An 18,194-nucleotide genomic window follows, 5' to 3' on the forward strand; every position below is an offset into this window, starting at 1 on the left:
CCGCTCCCACGGGCATGCGATCACCTTCAGGCGATTCTTCCCTGCCTCAAAGCGTGCCCGATAATGTTTCTGCGTCAACTTTTTCCTGAACATTGCGCAATCCTTACAAATTGTAACAGGCCGCGCGACACCGCTTTGCGACCCGCCAGTCGGGTGTTACCCAAGTCGATGGGAGGACCGATGCATGCGCTCCGGCCACGCCGATCGCGACGCAATGACAATGGCCGGGCTGAACCTCATTCAGCAGGCGCTGACCATCTATGACCGCGATCTGCGCCTCGCCGTCTGCAACCGCCGTTTCCAGGAGATGTTCGCGCTGCCCGATAGGCTGGTGACGCCGGGGGTCGATTTCGCCGACACGATCCACTACCTCGCCGCGCGCGGTGATTACGGCGATGTCGGCGATGTCGATGCCTTCGTCGCCATCCGTGTCGAGACCGCCCGCGCGTTCGAGCCGCATTACATGGAACGCACCCGCGCCAACGGCCGCACGATCAGCGTCGAGGGCTCGCCGCTGCCAGAGGGCGGCTGGGTCACCGTCTATACCGACATCACCACGACCAAGCGGCAGGAGGCGTTGTTGCGCGCACGCTCGGAAGAGCTGTCGGATCAGCTTCTGAGTTATTCCGAGGATCTTTCGGCGGCCAACCGCGAACTTGAGGCAACCATTACCGCCCTTGAAGAGGCCAAGCGCCAGATCACCGAGGCCGAGGCGCGCACCCGCCTGACCGCCGAGATGATGCCCGCGCATATCGCGCATGTCGGCCCCGACCGCTGCTACACCTATTCCAACCGGCGCCTGACCTCGGTGATGCCCGGCTCGCGCGCCGACCTGATCGGCGTGCATGTCGCCGAGGTGCTCGGACCACAGCCATGGTCGCAGATCCGGCCCGAGCTCGACCGCGCCTATGCCGGGCAGCCGTCGGTGTTCGAATTCACCCACGAGGCCAGCGGCCGCCGCATCCGGGTGGCGCTGACGCCGGACCCGACCAGCGGCGGTGTCTATACCCTGTCGATGGACATCACCCGCGAAAGCCAGACGCGCGCGGCCCTGCAACAGACCCGCCGTCGCGAGATGGCAGCACAGCTGACCTCGGGGCTGGCGCATGATTTCTCGAACCTGCTGACGATCATCCTGGGCATGCAGTCGCGTCTTGGCCGGATGGATCTGCCGGACACGGGTCAGGACCTTGTCAACGCCACGCTGGCCGCGGCACGGCGCGGGGGCGGTCTTCTGATTCGGATCGCCGACATGACCGGCCCGCGCGAACATGAGCCTGTGCCGACCGATCTGACCGCGTTTTTCGGTGATCTGGAAACGCTGGCACGGTCCACCCTGCCCTCGGGCATCTCGCTGCGGATCGACACCGGCGGCATCACCGACCGCTACCTGCTCGATGCGGGGATGCTTCAGGATTCGCTTCTCAACCTCGTGCTGAACGCGCGCGATGCCTGCGGGGGCACGGGCCGGATCACCGTGACCGCGCGCCCCGTTCAGGAAACATGGCTCGAATTCGTGGTGTACGACACCGGACCGGGGTTCAGCGACGAGGCGAGGCGCCACGCGCTCGATCCGTTCTTCACCACCAAGGGGGGCGAGGGCTCGGGCCTGGGCTTGTCGATGGTCTATGACATGACGAAACTCGCCGGTGGCCGCGTCACCCTTGGCAATACCGCACAGGGCGGGCGCGTGGCCCTGCGCCTGCCGCTGCGCACCGCCGGCGCGGCGCGTCCGCACGGCCTTGTGCTGCTGGTCGAGGACAGCCCCGACCTGCGCAGCACCCTGCGTGACATGCTGCGCGGCGCGGGCCACAGCGTGATCGAAGCCACCAGCGTCGACGAGGCGCGCGCGCTGATCGCCAACCTGCCGGAGATATCCGCGGTGCTGTCCGATATCGTGCTGGAAGGGCCGGGAACCGGGCTCGACCTGGCGGACATGCCACAGGGGCGCGAATGCCCGCTGATCCTGATGACATCGCTGCCGCCCGCCGACCCGCGCAGCCTTGCCGCCGCAGGCCGCGCGCCGGTGCTGCGCAAACCCTTCACCGCCGGACAGCTCGATGCGGCGCTCAGGGCGGCGGACACGCCATGACCGCCCCGCTGGTGACAATCCTCGACGACGAGCCCGAGATCCGCACGATGCTCGCCGATGCCCTTGGCGAGGCGGGATTTCGCACCATGGCCTTCGGGCGCGCCACCGAATTCGAGGCCGCCTTGCGCCAGGCCCGGCCGGATGTCTGCCTTGTGGATCTGTCGCTGCCGGATCGCGACGGGCTGGCGCTTGTGCACCGGCTGGCGCTTGAACAGGGGGCGACGGTGATCATCATCTCGGGCCGCGCGCAGGTGCAGGATCGGGTGACGGGGCTGGAGCTTGGCGCCGACGACTACATCATCAAGCCCTTCGATCCGGCCGAGGTGGTGGCCCGCATCCGCGCCCGCCTGCGCCGTGGCGCGCCCACCCCGCAAACCAGCGCCGTGGCGCGGTTCAATGGCTGGACCGCGCAGTTCGACCGCTATGTGCTGGCGGATGCGACGGGCGCGGAAACCGCGTTCTCGCACGCCGAAGGCCAGGTGCTGCGGCTCTTTCTCGACAGGCCCAAGCGCCTGATCTCGCGGCAGACGATGCAGGAGGCGCTTGGCGGTGCCGCCGGCGAAAGCTTTGACCGCGCGATGGATGTGCGAATTTCGCGGCTGCGCACCAAGCTGCGCGAGGACCCCCGCAACCCGCGGCTGATCAAGACGATCTACGGCGCGGGTTACATCTTTCTGGGCGACGTGACGTGGGAGTGACGGAATCTCGCACCGGGTCAGCCACGCAGGCGCGATCCTGACGGATCGAACGGCGGCTCATGCAGGATAAGCGCACGGTGCGGACGTCCCAGGACCATGACCTCGACCTGATCTCCGGGCTGCATCGCGGCCGCGACATAGCCCAGTGCGAGGCTTTGCCCGACGGAATAGCCATAGGCGCCCGAGGTCACGCGCCCGATGCCGCGACCCTCGTGAAAGATCGGCTCGCCGCCCGTCGCGTCGGCGTTCGACGCGGTCACGTCGGCCTCGTCGAGGGCCATGAGCACAAGCCGTTCCCGTGGCGGCCGGGTCATCACATCTGCCAGCGCATCGCGGTTGAGAAACGGCTTGTCCATCTTGCACAGCCGGTCGAGCCCCGCCTCCTGTGGCCAGTATTCGGGGCCGTATTCGCGCCCCCATGACCCATATCCTTTCTCGATACGCAGGCTGGTCAGCGCACGGCTGCCCACCGGCCCGGCCCGCATGTCGCGCCCCGCCGCGATCAGCGCGTCGTAAAGCCGCGCCTGATCCTCGGTGGCGCAATGCAGCTCCCACCCGAGATCGCCGGTGAAGCTGACCCGCAGGGCAAGGCAATCGACCCCCGCGACCTCGATCCGACGGCTCGCCATGAACGGAAAATCCGGCGTCGCCAGCGATGTCCGGGTGAGGGGCTGCAGCAGCGCACGCGCATGCGGCCCGGCGACGTTGAAGCCGCACACGTCATCTGTCAGGCTTTCGAATACGGTGCCCTCGGGCAGCGGCACGGCGTCGAAGAACCGTTTGTGATAGCGTTCGGCCATACCCGACGAGATCACCCGGAACTCGTCCGCGGCCAGACGCGTGACGGTGGCATCCCCGGCGATCCCGCCGCGCACGCCGATCAACGGCGTCAGGCAGGACCGGCCCACATCGCCGGGCATCCGGTTGGCGAATACCGCGTTCAGCCAGTCCTCGGCGCCGGGTCCCGCGACGCGGTACTTGGCGAAATTCGAGATGTCGATGATCCCGGCCCGCGCCCGCAGCATTCGGGCCTCGGCGCCCACCGGCCCCCACCAGTTCTGGCGGGTGAACCCCGCGCTTTCGACCTCGCCGGGCGTGTCGGCGAACCACAAGGGATGCTCCCAGCCGTAATTCAACCCGAACACCGCGCCCATCCCGGATTGCGTCTCGTGGACGGGCCGCGTGCGCAGCGGACGGCCCGCCGCGCGCTCCTCATTGGGAAAATGGATGGCAAAGCGGTGCGCGTACTGATCCCTGACGCGCGCCTTGACGAAGTCGCGATCGTTCGCCCACGCCCCGAACCGCGCGATGTCCCAGCCGAACATGTCATACGACATCTCGCCCTCCACCAGCCATTCGGCCACCATCGATCCGATACCCGCCGACTGGCTGAACCCTGGAATGATGCCGCAACAGGCGAAATACCCACGCCGTTCCGGCACCGGGCCAAGCATCACGTTGGCATCGGGCGACCAGATCATCGGGCCGTTGATCACCCGCTTGATTCCCGCCTCGGCGACGGCCGGCACCCGGTCCATGGCGCGCATCATGTTATCCTCGATCCGGTCGAGGTCGTCGGGAAAGAGGTCATGCGCGAAATCGGGCGGGGTGCCTGCCTCGGCCCAGAACCGCATGTCGCGCTCATACGCCCCGATCAAAAGGCCCTGCCCCTCTTGGCGCAGGTAGTATTCGCCATCGCGATCCGCGACCGAAGGCAGACGCCGGTCCAGCGCTGCGATGCCGGGGATGGCCTCGGTGACGAAATACTGATGCTCGGTCGGCTGCAAGGGCAGCTCGATCCCGGCAAGCCGCGCCACCTCGCGCGCCCACAATCCGGCGGCGTTGATCACCCAAGGCGTGCGGATCTCGCCCGCGGGGGTTTCGACAATCCACGTGCCGTCGGGCTGGGCCCGCGTCGCCGTGACGGGCGTGAAACGGTGGATCTGTGCGCCGCGCTGGCGTGCCCCCACGGCATAGGCGTTGGTTACGCCGGACGGGTCGACATTGCCGCCATCCGGCTCGAACATGATCGACCGGATGCCGTCGAAATCCACAAACGGATGCAACCGCTCGGCCTCGTCGCGCGAAATTTCGTGGAAATTCATGCCGTAAAGCCGCGCCTTGGCGGCCTGCAAGCGCAGCTGGTGCGCGCGGTCCTCGGTCTGCGCCAGGTACAGGCTTCCGGGCTGGAACACCCCGCAACTTTGGCCGGTCTCTGCCTCCAACTCGTTGTAGAGCGTCATGGTGTAGTGCTGAAGGCGGCTGATATTGGCGCTGTCATGCAGGCCGTGGATGTTGGCGGCCGCGTGCCATGTGGACCCGCTTGTGAGCTCGTCACGCTCCAGCAGGACCACATCCGTCCATCCCAGCTTGGCAAGGTGATAGAGGATCGAGCATCCGATCACGCCGCCACCGATCACGACCGCCTGTGCATGGGGTTTCATCCGTACTCCTGCAACGTTGTATCGCCCCCCAGACTGTCGCTGCCGTCGCGGGCCTTATTGCCAATCCGCGACATGCCCTGTCGCTATGCTGCCAACGCGGTCAATTCTTCGACTTGGCATGATCCGGACGAGGTGGCGGGGTAGCGTCATCCATCCCTCCGTGGGCGAACCTCGCAGTCGCGCCACCCGCTGCTTCCGCCGCGCCTGTTGCGCCGTGAGGTATCGAGTATTTCTGGAAAGGTGAAACCGGAATCAGTCCCCGCGATCATCCGGGTCCGCTTGTCCGACGCCGAGGAAGACATGCTTGAGCGGAACGATCCAGATGACGCCGAGGACGATATAGACAAGCAGTTCAATCCAGATCGACGGACGGTCCATCCAGTTCACGAGGCTTACCGCGACCACGATGTAGGCGGGCAACCCGATCAGCAGAACCACCAGCGACCAGCGTTTCCGCGCCTTGTAACTCAGCGCCATGCGGACCTCCTTTGTCATTTCAATCCGCAAAGGGATCGGTGACGAGGATCGTATCCTCGCGTTCGGGTGACGTGGAGAGTAGGGCGACGGGGCAATCGATCAACTCTTCGACGCGGCGTACATACTTGATGGCGTTGGCGGGCAGGTCCGCCCACCGGCGCGCGCCCTCGGTCGACTCGGTCCAGCCGGGCATGTCCTCGTAGACGGGCGTGCAGCGTGCCTGCTGCTCGGCGGCGATCGGCAGATGATCCAGCCGCGTGCCGTCGAGATCGTACCCCACGCAGATCCGCAGCGTCTCGAACCCGTCGAGGACGTCAAGCTTGGTCAGCGAGATCCCGTTGACGCCGCTGGTCGCGCAGGTCTGGCGGACGAGGCACGCGTCGAACCAGCCGCAGCGCCGCTGCCGTCCGGTCACCGTGCCGAATTCGTGGCCGCGCTCGCCCAACCTCAGACCGTCGGCATCCTGCAACTCTGTCGGGAACGGGCCTTCGCCCACGCGGGTGGTGTAGGCCTTGACGATGCCCAGCACGTAATCGATCGCGCCGGGGCCCACGCCGACCCCTGTCGCCGCCTGTCCGGCGATCGTGTTCGACGAGGTGACGAACGGGTAGGTGCCGAAATCGATATCCAGAAGCGCGCCCTGCGCCCCCTCGAAGAGAATCCGTTTGCCGGCGCGGCGCTGCGCGCCCATCACCTTCCAGACGGGGGCGGCGTAGGGCAGGATCTCGGGCGCGATCTTCATCAGCCCGGCGATCAGCGCCTCCCGATCCACCGCCTTGATTCCGAGGCCGCGGCGCAACGGATCGTGATGCTGCAATGCACGATCGACGCGGGCGATCAGCGTCGCCTCGTCGGACAGATCGGCCACCCGCACCGCGCGGCGCCCGACCTTGTCCTCGTAGGCGGGCCCGATGCCGCGCCCTGTGGTGCCGATCTTGGTGCCCTTGCAGGCCGCCTCTTCGCGGGCGCGATCGAGCTGGCCGTGGATCGGCAGGATGAGCGGCGTGTTCTCGGCGATCATCAGCGTGTCGGGCGTGATGGTCACGCCCTGCTCGCGGATCTTCGTGATCTCCTCGATGAGGTGCCAGGGATCCAGCACGACACCATTGCCGATCACCGACAGCTTGCCCGCGCGCACCACCCCCGAGGGCAGCGCGTTGAGCTTGTAGACCTTGCCGTCGATCACCAGGGTATGGCCCGCATTGTGACCGCCCTGGAACCGCGCGATGACGTCCGCGCGCTCGCTCAGCCAATCCACGATCTTGCCTTTTCCCTCGTCCCCCCACTGGGCCCCGACGACGACAACGTTTGCCATTATGTATCCTTCGGCATTTGGTCCAAACCGCGCGTCGGTATAACGGGGCGGCGCAGCGGGTGAAACCGCTAAAATCCGGCCTGCCCGGCTGGACACCGCGCGCGACCTGCGCCAGTGCTGTGGCCGATGATGACGACACAAGGGGCAAACGAATGGGATTTCTGGCGAGATGGGTGGTGGCCTTCGTGCTGTTGGCGGCCACCTTCAACCCGACCGAGTGGAATTTCGTGTCCTGGGCACGGACACATTTCGACACGCAGATGCCGCTGACGGTGCTGTTCGGGCTGATCCTGCTGGTGGGCTACATCATATATCTGCGCGCGACGCTGCGATCGATCGGAGGGATCGGAATGGGGCTGGTGCTTGCCATAGTCGCGGTGCTTGTCTGGGTTTTGCAGGATTACGGGGTCATTTCCTTTGACAATCCCACGCTCAATGTCTGGCTGGCACTGTTTGCACTTTCGTTCGTCCTTGGCGTCGGGCTGAGCTGGTCGCATGTGCGCCGCAAGCTGTCGGGTCAGGCGGACATGGACGACGTGGACGAGTAGATCGTCCCGCGATCAGGCCGCCCGTCCCCTGCCGGCCCGAAGATGTCGTCTCGAACAGGCACAGGCCGGCCGGGTGATCGCGACATGTGGGGGCTGCGCGCATGGCCGGCATCAGGGCCGGTCCTTGCAGGCTGAAGGTGGTGATGCGCCCAGTGGACCCCTGGACGCCTCCTTGGTTCAGACCTTGCGCACAGCCCAGACACGCGCGCCAAGCCCGATCTCGGGCAGGTGCGGGCCGTCTTCGGCCATGATCTTTTCGACACGCCCGTCAGTGACCGCCTGTGTCAACCGCGCCTCGAATTGCGGGTCCTCGAGGGTGTGGTCGTTGAGCGAGACGATGAAAATGCCGCCGGGGGGCAAATGCGCAAGGGCCCCGTCGATATACGCGATCGACGCGGCACCCGCACCGATCGCGCCCACGGCCACGATCGCGCTGTATTGGCGCCCGCCCGTATCGAGAACGCCATCAGGCTCTGCGCGGAAAAGATCGCGGTACACTCCCTTGGTGCGCGCCTTTTCCAGCATGCCGTCCGAAATATCCGTGCCATCGATGGTCGTGAACCCCGCCTCGTGCAGCGCCACGCCCGAAATGCCCGTGCCGCATGCGAAATCTAGGATTGCAGCCGCCTTGTCGTCGAGATGCGCCGCAAGAGCGGCTGCGCAGCGGCCGGGTGTCCGGTAATCGTTCTCGCGCAGATCCGTGTCATAGCTATCGGCCCAATCGTCATAATAGCGGCGCATGCTTTCACCGCCATCGGTGTTGTAGATGTTGTCGAGGAACGGGCTTGTACGTGCCATGTCGATCTCCGTGTCGGTTATCAGGTCGCGGCGTGGTATCATCCTCCACCGGACTATTCAATAAACGACGCCTTGCGACCAGAAAGCGACGCCAGCCACACTGCCACACCGCAGCGGCGCGTCGCATCGGTCCGGGGACCTCGATCTTCACGGTATCGGAATCCGGTGGGGCACAGGCCAGAAACGGGCGAAACGGGGCGCGCGCGGGCCCGCGCCCGGTCGCAGCTGTCGGCATGATCGCCCCAAGGGCCGGGTTTTCGCGCCATGCCTCGGCGACGCCCCGGCCCGGACATTGCCGGGTTGCGGGCAGGATCCGAATTGCTTAGATACGCCATCGAACCGCGATCAAGTGATAGGCCCGTTATCCCATGGAAAATGTCGTTCTGACCATCCACCTGCTTCTGGCGCTCGCGCTCATCGGGGTGGTGCTGCTGCAACGCTCCGAGGGTGGGGGGCTTGGCATGGGTGGCGGTGGTGGCGGGGCCATGACCGGCCGCGCCGCCGCGACAGCGCTCGGCAAGGTCACCTGGATCCTTGCCGCGGCCTTCATCGTCACGTCGCTGACACTGACCATAATCGCGGCACAGCAATCGGCGGGCAGTTCGGTCCTCGACCGTCTGGGGGGCACATCCGCCCCGGTGGAGGACGGCGCGCCGGCCTTGCCGGATGGCGGCTCGCTGCTGCCGCCGTCATCGGATGACAGCACCGCACCGCTGGCACCGACAGCGGACTGACGGTCCGGGCGTCTGGAACCGCGCACAGATGGCTGCCACACCGCGCGGCTGTCTTGCGCAGGGTTCGTCGGTCCTGTAGGCGTCAACCCCCGTGACGGGGTGGGTTTCGCAATCCACGCCGGGGCTGTAGGCCACGCATCATAAGGCAGAATCACGGGGGTCTTGCGCGCGCATGGCACGTTACATTTTCATCACCGGCGGCGTCGTCTCCAGCCTCGGCAAGGGTCTTGCCTCGGCGGCGCTTGGCGCGCTGTTGCAGGCGCGCGGATTTTCGGTGCGCTTGCGCAAGCTTGATCCCTATCTCAACGTCGATCCCGGCACGATGTCGCCGTTCGAGCATGGCGAGGTCTTCGTCACCGATGACGGGGCCGAGACCGATCTCGACCTCGGCCATTACGAGCGGTTCACCGGGGTGCCCGCGAGGATCAGCGACTCGGTCTCGTCGGGGCGGATCTATTCCAACGTGCTGGATCGCGAACGGCGCGGGGACTATCTGGGCAAGACCATCCAGGTCGTTCCCCATGTCACCAACGAGATCAAGGATTTCCTCGCCATCGGCGATGACGAGGTCGATTTCATGCTCTGCGAGATCGGCGGCACCGTGGGCGATATCGAGGGCCTGCCCTTCTTCGAGGCAATCCGCCAGTTCAGCCATGACCGCGCGCGCGGGCAGTGCCTGTTCATGCATCTGACGCTGCTGCCCTATCTTGCCGCGTCGGGCGAGCTGAAGACCAAGCCGACTCAGCACTCGGTCAAGGAATTGCAATCCATCGGCATCGCGCCCGACATCCTCGTCTGCCGGTCCGAGCATCCGATCCCGGAAAAGGAACGCGAGAAGATCGCGCTGTTCTGCAACGTGCGCAAGGAACATGTCGTCGCCGCCTATGATCTGAAATCGATCTACGAGGCGCCGCTGGCCTATCACCGCGAGGGGCTGGATCAGGCGGTGCTCGACGCGTTCCAGATCAGCCCGGCCCCGCGCCCGGACCTGACGGTGTGGAAGGATGTGGTGGACCGCATCCACAATACCGACGGCGCGGTGAACATCGCCATCGTGGGCAAGTACGTGCAGCTTGAAGACGCCTACAAGTCGATCCGCGAGGCGCTGACGCATGGCGGCATGGCCAACCGCGTCAAGGTCAACGTGCAATGGGTCGATGCCGAGGTGTTCGAGCGCGAGGATCCCGCGGCCCATCTCGAAGGGTTCCACGCCATTCTCGTGCCCGGCGGTTTCGGCGAGCGCGGCACCGAGGGCAAGATCCGCGCGGCCGAATTCGCCCGCACCCGCAAGATCCCCTATCTCGGGATCTGTCTGGGCATGCAGATGGCGGTGATCGAGGCGGCGCGCAACGTGGCAGGCGTCAGCACCGCCGGGTCCGAAGAGTTCGACCTCGAAGCCGGGGGAAAGCGGTTCGAGCCGGTGGTCTACCACCTGAAGGAATGGGTGCAGGGCAACGAGAAGGTGCAGCGCAAGGTCAGCGACGACAAGGGCGGCACCATGCGCCTCGGCGCCTATGACGCGGTGCTCAAGGAGGGGTCCCGCGTGGCGCAGGTCTATGGCCGCACAGATATCGACGAGCGTCACCGCCACCGCTACGAGGTCGACACGCGCTACCGCGAAAAGCTGGAACAGTGCGGGTTGACCTTTTCCGGCATGTCGCCCGATGGGCGCCTTCCGGAAATCGTCGAATGGTCCGATCACCCGTGGTTCATCGGCGTGCAATATCACCCCGAGTTGAAATCCAAACCCTTTGCACCGCATCCGCTTTTCGCCGATTTCGTCCGCGCCGCGATAGAGACGTCGCGACTGGTCTGACCGCGGACAGGTCAGGGGGGCCGCACCGGCGACCCCGCAGGATTTCCTGCTTCGGTCCATGGTTTTACAAGGTCAAGCACGCCCCATCATGTTGTCACGTCTTCTGCAGGCCTTTGCCGCCCCCGGGCCGACCCCCCTGCCCGAGCCCGACGAGAAACTGGCGCTCGGGGCACTGATGGTGCGCATCGCCAAATCGGACCGTCACTACGATGTCACGGAAATCCGGCGGATCGACCGGCTGCTGACGCGCCTCTACGATCTGGGGCCGGTCGAGGCGGCCAAGATGCGCGCCACCTGCGAAAAGCTTGAACATGCCGCCCCCGACACCGAGCGGTTCGGCCACCTCATCCGCGAAGGCGTCACCCATGAGACCCGCCTGTCCGCGCTCGCCGCGCTGTGGGAGGTTGTGCTGTCGGACGGCGAAACCCTGCCGCCCGAGTTGCGCGTGCTTGATGCCGCGCGCGCGGCCATGGGCCTGACCGAGGCAGACGGCGACATCGCGCGCGCCCGCGCCGAGGCGCCGTAAATTTCCAGTTTGCGACCTGTCATGCGACGTCCTATATCTGCTGAATGTTTGCAGATCTTCTCAACCGACTGGTTCAACCCGAACCCGACCCGCTCGATGACGGCGACGCACGTCTCGCCCTCACCGCGCTTCTTGTCCGTGTGGCCCGCAGCGATGGCGATTACGACGCCGCCGAGGTCGAGCGCATCACCCGGATCATCGAGACGCGCTACGACCTTTCGCAGGCGGATGCCGTGGCGCTGCGCGGCGAGGCCGAAACGCTGGAGGGCGAGGCCCCCGATACCGTCCGATTCACCCGTGCGATCAAGGATGCGGTACCTTACGAGGAACGGCGCGCGGTGATCTTTGCGCTGTGGCAGGTGGCAATGGCCGATGGAGCGCGCGACGCCAGCGAGGATGCGCTCTTGCGGCTTGTCGCGAACTTTCTTGGTATCTCGGACCGCGACAGCGCGCTTGCCCGACAGCAGGTCACCGCCGCCACAAACGAGTGACACCGCGTCAACCCCCGCGCATTGCGAGTTGCATTGCGGCTGATTTTCCTTCCTACTGTCACGGAAATGACATGGATCGCGACATCGGGGGATACGCGTGACGGAACGACCGGTTCTGGAAATCCGCAATCTGCACAAGGCCTACGGCGGGCTCGAGGTCATAAGGGGCGTCGATATCATTGCCCGCAGGGGTGATGTCGTCTCGCTTATCGGGTCATCGGGATCGGGCAAGTCCACGCTGCTGCGCTGTGCCAACCTGCTGGAAGACAGCCAACAGGGCGAGATCCTGTTCAAGAACGAGCCTGTCACGTGGAAAGGCACGGGCGCACATCGCCGACCCGCCGATGCCAGACAGGTGCTGCGCATCCGCACCAACCTGTCGATGGTGTTCCAGCAATTCAATCTGTGGGCGCACATGACGATCCTGCAGAACGTGATGGAGGCGCCCGTCACCGTGCTGGGCCGCGACCGCGCCGAGGCGGAACAGGCCGCGCGCGGCTATCTTGACAAGGTCGGAATCGCCGAGAAATGCGAGATGTATCCCGCCCAGCTTTCGGGCGGCCAGCAACAGCGCGCCGCCATCGCCCGCGCGCTGTGCATGGAGCCCGAGGCACTTCTCTTCGACGAGCCGACCTCGGCGCTCGACCCCGAGCTGGAACAGGAGGTGATCCGCGTCATCAAGGATCTGGCGGCCGAGGGCCGCACGATGATCCTGGTCACCCACGACATGAACATGGCCCGCGATGTCAGCGATCACGTCGTGTTCCTGCATCAGGGCCTGATCGAGGAGGAAGGCGCGCCCGACGCGCTCTTCAATGCCCCGAAATCGACGCGGCTACAGGGCTTTCTCAGCTCGACCATGGCCGCCTGAAACCACCAACCAAGAGGGAGCAACCACATGAAAAAACTCATGGTATCCACCGCCGCTGTCACCATGATGGCCGGCATGGCCATGGCGCAGGACGTCGTCCGCCTCGGGACCGAGGGCGCCTATCCGCCGTGGAACTTCATCAATGACGCGGGCGAGGTCGACGGGTTCGAGCGTGACCTCGGCGACGAGCTATGCGACCGCGCCGAATTGAATTGCGAATGGGTCACGACCGACTGGGACAGCATCATCCCCAACCTCGTTTCCGGCAATTACGACGCGATCATTGCGGGCATGTCGATCACCGACGAACGCGATGAGGTGATCGACTTCACCCAGAACTACACGCCCCCCGATCCTTCGGCCTATCTGGGCATGTCCGAAGACGTCGACACGACCGGCGGCGTGATCGCGGCGCAGACCGGCACGATCCAGGCCGGCTACGTGGCCGAATCGGGTGCGACGCTGGTCGAATTCGCGACGCCAGAGGAAACCGTCGCGGCCGTCCGCAACGGCGAGGCCGACGCGGTGCTGGCCGACAAGTCCTATCTCGTGCCGATCGCCGAGAACAACCCCGACCTGCGGTTTGTCGGCACGGACGTGCCGCTTGGCGGTGGCGTCGGTATGGGGGTGCGCGAATCCGACACCGAGCTGCGCGAGACCTTCGACGCGGCGATCCAGTCGATGAAGGATGACGGCTCGCTCAACGAACTGATCAAGAAGTGGGACGTGTCCTCGACCTTCTGATCCAGCCCCAGGCCCCCGCGCGGGGGCCTGCCACAGCCCTGGAGGCCGGCCATCTTTTCGTTTTGCTCCGACCCTGCGAGCCTCGAAGGCCTGAAATGGCTGTCGTGCTACCTGACCACGGGCAAGCACGCCAATCTCTATTACGCCACCGGCACCGTTCTGCTGCTGCTGGCGATCACCGCGCCCGCCGCCCTTGTCTTCGGTTTTGGCGGGGCGATGGCGGCCCGCTCGCGGATCTGGCCGCTCAACTGGTTCGGCAAGGGCTATATCGCCATCGTGCGCGGTGTTCCGGATATCGCGTTCTTTCTGTTCTTCGTGATCGCCCTCGACCAGCTCTTCGAGGCGATCCGCCACAAGGTCAAATGCCCCGATTGGGATCAGCCGATCTGGCAGGGCAACGATTTCGTCGTCTGTCAGGCGGCCAAGCTGCCCTTGGGCAATGCCCCGCAATGGGTGCATGAGACCTACGGCTTCTTCATCGCGGTACTGACCTTCGCAATCGTGTTCGGGGCGTTTGCCGCCAACGTGCTTTTCGGGGCGATGCGTGCCGTGCCTCACGCCCAGATCGAGACCGCCGAGGCCTACGGCATGACTGCGCGCCAGACCTTCTGGCGCATTCTTGTGCCGCAGATGTGGATCTACGCCCTGCCCGGCCTGTCGAACCTGTGGATGGTGCTGACCAAGGCCACGCCGCTGCTGTTCCTGCTGGGGGTCGAGGATATCGTTTACTGGGCCCGAGAACTGGGCGGGACCGCGAACCCGCGCTTTACCGACTATCCGCATGGTGACTGGCGCATGTGGTATTTCATGGCGCTGCTGGTCTTCTATCTGGGGCTGACGCGCATCTCCGAGCTGTTTCTCGAACGGGTCATGCAGCGGCTAAGCCACGGTCAGGCCACCACCGGCGGCGACGCCCAGAGGAAAGCCGCATGAGCTGCTGGCAAACGATCCAGGACTACGGGCTGCGCTCACTGGGCTATGGCGAGCGTCTTCTGCCGCGCGAGGGCTATACCCTGTGCGAGCATTTCACGCTGATCGGGTCGGGGCTGATCTGGAACGTCTATTTCGGCACGATCGCCCTTCTCGCGGGGTTTTTCCTTGCTACCGCCGTTGCCGTGGGCAAGGGCACGCGCAACCCGTTGGTCCGCAAGCCGTCGGAATGGTTCATCTTCATTTTTCGCGGCTCGCCTCTCTTCATCCAGTTCTTCTTTGCCTACTTCCTGTTCCTGTCGCTGAAATCCGTGTCTCCGGTCTTTGACGCGTTCACCTCGGCATGGCTGGGCGCGCTTGTCGTGCTGTTTCTCAACACCGCCGCCTATTCGGGCGAGATCTTCTACGGCGCGCTGCGCTCGATCCCGCGCGGTGATGTCGAGGCCGCCGATGCCTATGGCTTTTCGGGCCTGCCACGCTTTCGCAAGATCATCTGGCCCACGATGCTGCGGCTGGCCTGGCCCGCCTATACCAACGAGGCGATATTCCTGTTTCACGCCACCACATTGGTCTTCTTTTCCGGCTTCCCGGCATGGCAGCAACGCGGTGACGCGCTTTATTACGCCAATTTCTTTGCCGACAAGACCTTCAATCCCTTCGTGCCCTACCCGATCCTCGCGGGCTATTTCATTCTGCTGACTCTGGTGATCATCGGCATCTTCGGGCTGATCAACCGGCGTCTCAACCGTCACCTGCCGCAAGCGGCGCGGCGCGGTCTGCGATTGCGTCTGAACGTGATCCGATGAGCACCGGTCCGCGGGTCCTGATCCTGCTGCCCGCCGCCGGGGCGTCGTCGCGGATGCGCGGCCGCGACAAGCTGCTGGAACCGGTGCGCGGCCAGCCCCTGTTGCGTGACCGTGTGGCAGCGGCGCTGGATCTTGGGCTGGATGTCGCGGTGACGCTGCCGCCCGACCGGCCCGAGCGTGCCGACACCTTGCGGGATCTCGTCGGCCCACGCCTTCACCTGATGACCGTGAACGATGCGGCGACCGGTATGTCGGCCTCGCTGCGCGCCGGGGCGGATCGGGCGCGCGCGGGCGGTTATGCCGGACTGATGGTGGTCCTGCCCGACCTGCCGGATCTCTTGACGCAGGACTTGAAGACCGTTCTGCAAGCTAATGATTCAAGGTCGATCCTGCGCGCAACCTCTCAGGATGGCCGCGCCGGTCACCCGGTGATCTTCCCGGCCGATGTCCTGCCGACCCTGGCGCGGCTGACGGGAGATGACGGCGCGCGCGACATTCTGCGCACGCATCCCGTGCGCCATCTCGCCCTGCCCGACACACGCGCGACCACCGATCTTGACACGCCCGAGGCCTGGGCGACGTGGCGCGCACGCAACGGCGGCTGACCGGCGGACATTTTCTCTTTGCAATTCGGTCCGGTTTCAGTACCGTCACACCACTTTGGTCCGGGCATGATCTGTCCGGGTAATAGGGAACACGGTGCGGCCCCCGACAGGTGGCCAAGACCGCGACTGCCCCCGCAACTGTAAGCGGTGAGCGAAGCCGGACCCATGTCACTGTCGCGGACCCCGCGATGGGAAGACCCGGCAAAGCCATGACCCGCAAGTCAGGAGACCTGCCGAAGTGATCACCCTATCCGGGCGCGGGGCGCGCACTGGATAACGGTCTTTTCCGTAGTGGTGGCACTTTCACCGTCTGCGGAAAGGTATGCCTTTCCAACGACTTATCGTTTGGAACACCAATGCCGCCACGCGGCACCAATAGGCATGACATGACATATCTCAAGATGACCACGGCCAGCGCGCTTTGTGCGCTCTGCACCACACCCGCACTTGGACAAGAGGTTCTAGACCTCGACACGATCACCGTGACCGCCAACCAGACCATCACCCGGCTGGCGCGCAGCGGCTCAACCGTCGAGGTGATCGATGCAGATGCGATCCGGTCCGCGCCCCGCGCCCGCATCGGCGACGTCCTGACATTCGAGCCGGGCATTTCCGCCTCGGCCAACGGGCCGCTTGGCACGACCTCGACATTGCGCATCCGGGGGCTTGGCGGGGCCTATGTGCCGGTATTGATCGACGGCATCGACGTGACCGACCCCGCCAGCAGCGGCGGCGGCTTTGATTTCGGCGGGCTGACCAATGCCGGGCTGGGCCGGATCGAGGTGCTGAAAGGCTCGCAATCGGCGCGCTACGGTCTCAACGCCGTGGGCGGCGTGGTCAACATCGAAAGCCTGCGCCCCACCGAGGACGGCGTGCACGGCTTTGCCGAGGCCGAGGCCGGGCAATACGCCTTCCGGCGCGGCGTTCTCGGCCTGACCGCGCGCACCGACCGCACCGATCTCGCATTCTCGATCAGCCGGATCGAGACCGATGGCTTTTCGGCGTCGGCCTTCGGAACCGAGGATGACGGGTACGAGGCGACACAGGCCAATCTTTACGCACGCCACCAGCTTACCGACACTTTCGCGGCGGGCCTCAGTGCGCTTTACATCGACAGCCGCGCCGAGTTCGACGAGTTCGGCGGCGATGGTGCGCCCCCCTTCGACGAGTACAACAACCGCGAGGTGACGGGCGTGCGCCTGTTCACCGAACTGGACACAGGGCCGGTCACCCACGAGCTGTCCGTGTCGACCTTCGAGACGGATCGCGTCAGTTTTTCCAACGGCACCGGGGATCGGTTCAAGGGCGAACGCGACCGCATCGAGTATCGGGGCAGCTATGATCCGGGGGGCATCTGGACGCTTAATTTCGGCGGCGACTACACCGAGGAAGAGGATCTCAACCAGACCATCGACCTGACCGGCCTGCAGGCGGAACTTCTGGTCGCCCCGCTGCGGACCCTCGATCTGGCGTTCTCGGTGCGGCATGACGATCATTCGAAATTCTCGGGCGAACTGTCGTCGCGCGCGGCCCTTGCCTGGCGGCTGCAGGACGACGTGATCCTGCGCGCCTCGGCCTCTGACGGGTTTCGCGCGCCGACGCTGTCGCAGCTCGACCCGTTCTTCGGCAACCCGGACTTTCAGCCCGAAACAAGCACCAGCTATGATATCGGCCTGGAAAAGCGGTTCGCCGGCGAGGGCTTCGTCCGCGCGACGGTCTTCTACACGGAAATCGACGACCAGATCGCCTTCGATGGCAATTCGACCCGCTGCGCCAGCAGTTTCGGTTGTTTCGAGCAGGGCGATTTCACCGGCGAGGGGCTGGAACTCTCAGGACGCTATGTCATCAACGATGCGCTGGTTCTGAACGGGGCCTACACCTATACCGATGCGCGAGAGAACGATGTGCGCGCGGCGCGAGTGCCGCGTCATGACGTGGCGCTCGGACTGGACGCGCAGGTCTCGAAGAACCTGTCGGCGCAGTTCACCGTGCAACATGTTGCGGATATCGAGCCGTCGGGCTTTGCTCCTGCGGCCAACAAGGTGGGCGATCACACCTTGGTGCACGTCAATACGACCTACGAGGTGAACGATGATGTCGAGGCCTTCCTGCGGGTCGAGAACCTCTTTGACGAGGATTACGAGACCGCGGGCGGGTTCAACACCTCGGGCCGCGCGGCCTATGCGGGCCTGCGCGCCTCGTTCTAGGCAAATGGCACAGTCGGGGGGGGGGGGGGGGGGGGGGGGGGGGGGGGGGGGGGGGGGGGGGGGGGGGGGGGGGGGGGGGGGGGGGGGAGAGG

17 protein-coding genes and 1 riboswitch are annotated in these 18,194 nt (G+C 65.4%); of the genes, 13 read left to right on the forward strand and 4 right to left on the reverse strand.

Translation table 11 applies throughout. The features are described from left to right. Window positions 1–184: 184 nt before the first annotated feature. Entirely contained in the window at window positions 185–2,092 is a 1,908-nt protein-coding gene (locus ACROSR_RS15575; RefSeq protein ID WP_432686672.1) for a hybrid sensor histidine kinase/response regulator, read from the forward strand. Beyond that, window positions 2,089–2,790: a response regulator transcription factor gene (locus ACROSR_RS15580; protein ID WP_432686674.1), complete on the forward strand. Its 702-nt coding sequence runs from the start codon at window positions 2,089–2,091 to the stop codon at window positions 2,788–2,790. The genes ACROSR_RS15575 and ACROSR_RS15580 overlap by 4 nt, the downstream gene beginning before the upstream one ends. A 17-nt stretch (window positions 2,791–2,807) precedes the next feature. Here the strand turns inward: ACROSR_RS15580 and ACROSR_RS15585 are convergent, their stop codons facing one another. From ACROSR_RS15585 to ACROSR_RS15595, 3 genes are all read right to left on the reverse strand, one after another. Next, the gene (locus ACROSR_RS15585) at window positions 2,808–5,234 is read right to left on the reverse strand and encodes a GcvT family protein (protein ID WP_432686676.1); all 2,427 of its coding nucleotides are present in this window, start codon (window positions 5,232–5,234) and stop codon (window positions 2,808–2,810) included. Between the two features lie 252 nt (window positions 5,235–5,486). Beyond that, on the reverse strand, window positions 5,487–5,711 hold the full coding sequence (locus ACROSR_RS15590) for a DUF2842 domain-containing protein (RefSeq protein WP_432686678.1): 225 nt from the start codon (window positions 5,709–5,711) through the stop codon (window positions 5,487–5,489). A gap of 19 nt (window positions 5,712–5,730) precedes the next feature. After that, window positions 5,731–7,026, reverse strand: coding sequence for an adenylosuccinate synthase (locus ACROSR_RS15595; protein WP_432686680.1), 1,296 nt, complete (start codon window positions 7,024–7,026; stop codon window positions 5,731–5,733). A gap of 152 nt (window positions 7,027–7,178) precedes the next feature. Between ACROSR_RS15595 and ACROSR_RS15600 the strand changes: the two genes are divergently transcribed. Then, window positions 7,179–7,574: a DUF6524 family protein gene (locus tag ACROSR_RS15600; RefSeq protein ID WP_432686682.1), complete on the forward strand. Its 396-nt coding sequence runs from the start codon at window positions 7,179–7,181 to the stop codon at window positions 7,572–7,574. A 177-nt stretch (window positions 7,575–7,751) separates the two neighbouring features. On the opposite strand, the gene ACROSR_RS15605 is transcribed toward ACROSR_RS15600, so the two are convergent. Beyond that, window positions 7,752–8,372, reverse strand: coding sequence for a class I SAM-dependent DNA methyltransferase (locus tag ACROSR_RS15605; RefSeq protein ID WP_432686684.1), 621 nt, complete (start codon window positions 8,370–8,372; stop codon window positions 7,752–7,754). A 368-nt stretch (window positions 8,373–8,740) separates the two neighbouring features. Between ACROSR_RS15605 and secG the strand changes: the two genes are divergently transcribed. The 10 genes from secG to ACROSR_RS15655 all read left to right on the forward strand — a co-directional run bounded on the left by secG (window position 8,741) and on the right by ACROSR_RS15655 (window position 18,102). Continuing rightward, window positions 8,741–9,106 (forward strand): preprotein translocase subunit SecG, encoded by a 366-nt coding sequence (gene secG, locus ACROSR_RS15610; protein ID WP_432686686.1) that lies wholly within the window; start codon window positions 8,741–8,743, stop codon window positions 9,104–9,106. A 172-nt stretch (window positions 9,107–9,278) separates the two neighbouring features. Further along, complete coding sequence (pyrG, locus tag ACROSR_RS15615) at window positions 9,279–10,922, forward strand: CTP synthase (RefSeq protein WP_432686688.1); 1,644 nt, start codon at window positions 9,279–9,281, stop codon at window positions 10,920–10,922. Window positions 10,923–11,010: 88 nt separating this feature from the next. Then, window positions 11,011–11,448 carry a tellurite resistance TerB family protein gene (locus ACROSR_RS15620; protein WP_432686690.1) on the forward strand — a complete coding sequence of 146 codons (438 nt, stop codon included), beginning with the start codon at window positions 11,011–11,013 and terminating at the stop codon, window positions 11,446–11,448. A gap of 44 nt (window positions 11,449–11,492) precedes the next feature. After that, a complete protein-coding gene (locus ACROSR_RS15625) occupies window positions 11,493–11,939 on the forward strand; it encodes a tellurite resistance TerB family protein (protein WP_432686692.1) in 447 nt (148 codons plus the stop codon). 97 nt (window positions 11,940–12,036) lie between these two features. After that, entirely contained in the window at window positions 12,037–12,810 is a 774-nt protein-coding gene (locus tag ACROSR_RS15630; RefSeq protein ID WP_432686694.1) for an ABC transporter ATP-binding protein, read from the forward strand. Window positions 12,811–12,837: 27 nt separating this feature from the next. Beyond that, on the forward strand, window positions 12,838–13,554 hold the full coding sequence (locus ACROSR_RS15635) for a transporter substrate-binding domain-containing protein (RefSeq protein WP_432686696.1): 717 nt from the start codon (window positions 12,838–12,840) through the stop codon (window positions 13,552–13,554). A gap of 51 nt (window positions 13,555–13,605) precedes the next feature. Continuing rightward, window positions 13,606–14,487 (forward strand): ABC transporter permease, encoded by an 882-nt coding sequence (locus ACROSR_RS15640; RefSeq protein WP_432686704.1) that lies wholly within the window; start codon window positions 13,606–13,608, stop codon window positions 14,485–14,487. Next, window positions 14,484–15,290, forward strand: a complete 807-nt coding sequence (locus tag ACROSR_RS15645) for an ABC transporter permease (RefSeq protein WP_432686698.1) — start codon at window positions 14,484–14,486, stop codon at window positions 15,288–15,290. The genes ACROSR_RS15640 and ACROSR_RS15645 overlap by 4 nt, the downstream gene beginning before the upstream one ends. Next, window positions 15,287–15,895, forward strand: a complete 609-nt coding sequence (locus ACROSR_RS15650; protein ID WP_432686700.1) for a nucleotidyltransferase family protein — start codon at window positions 15,287–15,289, stop codon at window positions 15,893–15,895. Before ACROSR_RS15645 ends, ACROSR_RS15650 begins: the two co-directional genes overlap by 4 nt. Window positions 15,896–15,934: 39 nt before the next feature. Then, a riboswitch (cobalamin riboswitch) is annotated at window positions 15,935–16,147 on the forward strand. A gap of 134 nt (window positions 16,148–16,281) precedes the next feature. After that, complete coding sequence (locus tag ACROSR_RS15655) at window positions 16,282–18,102, forward strand: TonB-dependent receptor plug domain-containing protein (protein WP_432686702.1); 1,821 nt, start codon at window positions 16,282–16,284, stop codon at window positions 18,100–18,102. Window positions 18,103–18,194: the final 92 nt, after the last annotated feature.

The sequence above is a fragment of the Roseovarius tibetensis genome (assembly GCF_050896375.1).
GTDB classification, from domain to species: Bacteria; Pseudomonadota; Alphaproteobacteria; order Rhodobacterales; family Rhodobacteraceae; genus Roseovarius; species Roseovarius tibetensis.

What these genes read in the sequence shown, in the direction of transcription:
- pyrG (WP_432686688.1), top strand. Translation starts at nt 9,279, where the DNA reads ATGGCACGTTACATTTTCATCACCGGCGGCGTCGTCTCCAGCCTCGGC.
- ACROSR_RS15575 (WP_432686672.1), top strand. Translation starts at nt 185, where the DNA reads ATGCGCTCCGGCCACGCCGATCGCGACGCAATGACAATGGCCGGGCTG.
- ACROSR_RS15635 (WP_432686696.1), top strand. Translation starts at nt 12,838, where the DNA reads ATGAAAAAACTCATGGTATCCACCGCCGCTGTCACCATGATGGCCGGC.
- ACROSR_RS15645 (WP_432686698.1), top strand. Translation starts at nt 14,484, where the DNA reads ATGAGCTGCTGGCAAACGATCCAGGACTACGGGCTGCGCTCACTGGGC.
- ACROSR_RS15620 (WP_432686690.1), top strand. Translation starts at nt 11,011, where the DNA reads ATGTTGTCACGTCTTCTGCAGGCCTTTGCCGCCCCCGGGCCGACCCCC.
- secG (WP_432686686.1), top strand. Translation starts at nt 8,741, where the DNA reads ATGGAAAATGTCGTTCTGACCATCCACCTGCTTCTGGCGCTCGCGCTC.
- ACROSR_RS15580 (WP_432686674.1), top strand. Translation starts at nt 2,089, where the DNA reads ATGACCGCCCCGCTGGTGACAATCCTCGACGACGAGCCCGAGATCCGC.
- ACROSR_RS15625 (WP_432686692.1), top strand. Translation starts at nt 11,493, where the DNA reads ATGTTTGCAGATCTTCTCAACCGACTGGTTCAACCCGAACCCGACCCG.
- ACROSR_RS15590 (WP_432686678.1), bottom strand. Translation starts at nt 5,711, where the DNA reads ATGGCGCTGAGTTACAAGGCGCGGAAACGCTGGTCGCTGGTGGTTCTG.
- ACROSR_RS15650 (WP_432686700.1), top strand. Translation starts at nt 15,287, where the DNA reads ATGAGCACCGGTCCGCGGGTCCTGATCCTGCTGCCCGCCGCCGGGGCG.
- ACROSR_RS15600 (WP_432686682.1), top strand. Translation starts at nt 7,179, where the DNA reads ATGGGATTTCTGGCGAGATGGGTGGTGGCCTTCGTGCTGTTGGCGGCC.
- ACROSR_RS15595 (WP_432686680.1), bottom strand. Translation starts at nt 7,026, where the DNA reads ATGGCAAACGTTGTCGTCGTCGGGGCCCAGTGGGGGGACGAGGGAAAA.
- ACROSR_RS15605 (WP_432686684.1), bottom strand. Translation starts at nt 8,372, where the DNA reads ATGGCACGTACAAGCCCGTTCCTCGACAACATCTACAACACCGATGGC.
- ACROSR_RS15655 (WP_432686702.1), top strand. Translation starts at nt 16,282, where the DNA reads ATGACATATCTCAAGATGACCACGGCCAGCGCGCTTTGTGCGCTCTGC.
- ACROSR_RS15585 (WP_432686676.1), bottom strand. Translation starts at nt 5,234, where the DNA reads ATGAAACCCCATGCACAGGCGGTCGTGATCGGTGGCGGCGTGATCGGA.